The sequence below is a fragment of the Dietzia sp. CW19 genome (assembly GCF_014145265.1).
In the GTDB taxonomy this organism is placed as follows: domain Bacteria; phylum Actinomycetota; class Actinomycetes; order Mycobacteriales; family Mycobacteriaceae; genus Dietzia; species Dietzia natronolimnaea.
On record NZ_JAALEE010000114.1, the window covers coordinates 1 to 3519 of the forward strand.

Here is a 3519-nt window from a genome sequence, read left to right on the forward strand (position 1 = left end):
GCGTGCGCGGCGGTGCACGCGAGAGCGCAGCGGCTGAGGCGTACGGCGAGCGCACGAGCGGATGCACAGGTGAGCGGCGGGCCGCCCACCCTCGCTAGCGCTCGCTCCGCGGCTCGAACCGGGCTCCGCCCGTGCGCCGGTTACTCGCCGCTGCGCTCGCTAGCGCTCGCTAGCGCTCGCTTCGCGGCTCGAACCGGACGGTCACCGCCTTGAAACCGGGCGTGTTGGACTCCCGCGCCACGTTCTGACGGTGGACCAGGTTGTTGGCCTCGGGGAAGTAGGCCGCGCAGCAGCCGCGGGCCGTCGGGTAGGACACCAGCCGGAACTCCTCCGCCCTGCGCTCGCTGGTCACGCCGTCCGAGCCGGTGAACACACTCACCACGTCGACCAGTTGGCGGTCCGCGAGGCCCAGGTCGCGCAGGTCATCCGGGTTCACGAGGATCACCCGGCGCCCCTCGGAGATGCCCCGGTAGCGGTCGTCGAGACCGTAGAAAGTGGTGTTGTACTGGTCGTGGGACCGCATGGTCTGCAGGATCAGGTGCCCGGCCGGGGCCTCCAGCCACTCGAGCGGTGACACCGTGAAGTGCGCGCGCCCGGACGGGGTGGCGAAGGACCGGGTGTCGCGCGGCGGGTTGGGCAGCACGAACCCGGACTTCTGTCGCACCCGCCGGTTGTAGTCGGTGAAGCCGGGGATCACCCGCGCGATGTGGTCGCGGATCACGTCGTAGTCCTCCGCCATCGCGCGCCACCCCACCGGGTGGTCGTGACCGAGGATCGCCTCCGCCATGCCCGCGACGATCTGCGGTTCGCTGAGCAACTGCTCCGACACCGGCTCCAGCCGCCCCTGGGACGAGCGGATCACCGACATCGAGTCCTCCACCGAGACGAACTGTGCGCCCCCGGGGTGGCGGTCGTCGCGGTCCGTCCGCCCGAGAGTCGGGAGGATGAGCGACGTCTGCCCGTGGACCACGTGGGAGCGGTTGGGCTTGGTCGACACGTGGACGGTCAGCCCGGTGCGTTGCATCCCCTTCTCGAGGACGTCGGTGTCCGAACAGGCCTTGGCGAAGTTGCCGCCCATGGAGACGAACACGTCCACGTCACCGCGCTCGAACGCCTCGAGCGTCTCGGTCGAGTCGTAGCCGTGCTCACGCGGCGAGGCGATGCCGAACTCGTCGTCGAGCCCGTCCAACAACGTCGCGCCCGGCTTCTCCCAGATCCCCATGGTCCGGTCGCCCTGCACGTTCGAGTGGCCGCGGACCGGGCAGGCGCCGGCCCCGGGCTTGCCGAAGTTGCCCTGCAGCAGCAGGACGTTGACGATCTCGCGCAGGGTGTCCACCGAGTGGGGCTGCTGCGTGAGTCCCAGAGCCCAGCAGATGATCGTGCCCCGCGAGTGCACGAGCAGCGTCGCCAGTCGCTCGACCTGGTCGCGGCGCAGACCCGTGGCCCGCTCGGTGGTCTCCCAGTCAAGCTCGGCACGCGCGGCGGCGTAGTCCCGGAAGCCCTCGGTGCACGTGTCCACGAAGTCGCGGTCCACGACCGTGCCGGGCGCGGCCTCCTCGGCCCGGAGCAGCAGGTGGCCCAGGGCCTGGAACAGCGCGAGGTCGCCACCCACCTTGATCTGCAGGAAGTCATCCGAGACGGTCTCGCCCCCGCCCTCGACCAGGCTCTTGGCGATCCCGGTGGGGGACTGCGGATCGGCGAACCCCAGCAGTCCGGCCTCGGGCAACGGGTTGACCGCCACCACGTGGGCCCCGCGCCGCCGGGCGTCGGTGAGGGTGGAGAGCATCCGTGGGTGGTTGGTGCCGGGATTCTGTCCGACGACGAGGATGACGTCCGCGTGATCGAAATCCTCGAGCGAGACAGTCCCCTTGCCGATGCCGATCGTGGGCGTCATGGCCGACCCGGAGGACTCGTGGCACATGTTGGAGCAGTCGGGCAGGTTGTTGGTGCCGATGGACCGCGCGAGAAGTTGGTACATGAACGCGGTCTCGTTGGCCGTCCGACCGGAGGTGTAGAACACGCAGCGGTCGGGCGAGGTGGCGGTGACGTGCTCGGCCATGAGCGCGAACGCCTCCCGCCAGCCGATCGGAGAGTAGTGCTCGTCGCCGGGCCTGAGCACCACCGGCTCGGTGATCCGGCCCTGGTTGCCCAGCCAGTACTCGGTCTTGTCCCACAGCTCGCGGATCGGGTGGGCGGCCCACCACTCGGGGGTCACCGTCCGGGTCGTGGACTCCTCGGCCACCGCCTTGGCGCCGTTCTCGCAGAACTCCGCCGGCTTGCGCGGACCGGTGATGGACTCGGGCCAGGCGCACCCGGGGCAGTCCGTGCCGCCGCGGTGGTTGAGGCGGGCCAACGCCCGAGCCGTCCGGGTCGCCCCGGCCTGCGAGATCCCCCGCTCGAGCGCCACCGAGACGGCCTTGAGCCCCGCCGCGCTGGTCTCGGGTTCGCCGACCCGCAGGTCGGCCTCGTCGATGTCGGCGACGGGCGCGGACCGACGGATGCGGGGGACGAGGCTCATGGACCCATTGTGCGCCGGAACACACCGCGCCGCAGCCGCGGCCCGGGAGTGCGCGCGGTGCCGGATCAGTCGGCGACGCGCTCCGGATGGGTGTAGACGGTCGCGCGGTCGCCCCTGCTGAACCCGACCAGCGTCACCCCGGTCTCGGCGGCCAGGTCCACGGCCAACGACGAGGGGGCGCTGACCGCGGAGATCACCGGGATCCCCGCCATGGACGTCTTCTGCACGAGTTCGAACGAGGCACGCCCGGAGACCTGCAGGATCGTCTCCCGCAGCGGGAGCCGGCCCTCGCGCAGGGCCCAACCCACCACCTTGTCCACCGCGTTGTGCCGACCGACGTCCTCGCGCAGACAGAGCAGGTCGCCGTCGGGGGAGAACAGGGCCGCCGCGTGGACCCCGCCGGTGCGGCCGAAGACGATCTGACCCTCGCGGAGCCGGTCGGGAAGGGAGAGCAGGACCGCAGCCCCGACCAGGGGGGTGGCCGGCTCGGCGGGGAAGTGGGTCGCCTTGCGCACCTCCGCGACCGAGTCGACGCCGCACACCCCGCAGGAGCTGGTCATGGCGGTCACGCGGACGGACCGGGGCTCCGGGACATCCGGGGACAGGGTCACGGTGAGGGTGTTGTAGTCCTGCTCGGTGCGGCCGCTCACGGTGGTGCAGTAGCAGATCTCGGGGAGGTGGTCGCGGTGCCAGATCGCCCCCTCCGACACCAGGTAACCGGCGGCCAGGTCCATGTCGTCGCCCGGGGTGCGCATCGTGACGAGGTAGGGGCGTCCCCCGAGACGGACCTCCAGCGGCTCCTCCACCGCGAGGGTCGCCACCTCACGTCTGGCGTCACTGCCGGCGATGATCCTCCGCGCGGGGTGACGACTCGTCCGTCGTCCCATGGTGCAGAGGCTAGCCGGTGCCGGGTTCAGCCGCCGCCGCGGTCAGCCGCAGGCCCGGCGGGCCAGCGGTCAGCGCCGTTCGGTGGACCGGTGGGCCACGCGCAGGACACCGGC

The 3519-nt window shown here is 71.6% G+C and carries 2 protein-coding genes; both read right to left on the minus strand.

Annotated features, from left to right (window positions below; all coding sequences use genetic code 11):
• Positions 1-169: 169 nt before the first annotated feature.
• Entirely contained in the window at positions 170-2518 is a 2349-nt protein-coding gene (locus G6021_RS04110) for an FdhF/YdeP family oxidoreductase (protein WP_182639868.1), read from the minus strand.
• A 65-nt stretch (positions 2519-2583) separates the two neighbouring features.
• Positions 2584-3405, minus strand: a complete 822-nt coding sequence (gene fdhD / locus G6021_RS04115; protein ID WP_182639869.1) for a formate dehydrogenase accessory sulfurtransferase FdhD — start codon at positions 3403-3405, stop codon at positions 2584-2586.
• Positions 3406-3519 lie beyond the last annotated feature (114 nt).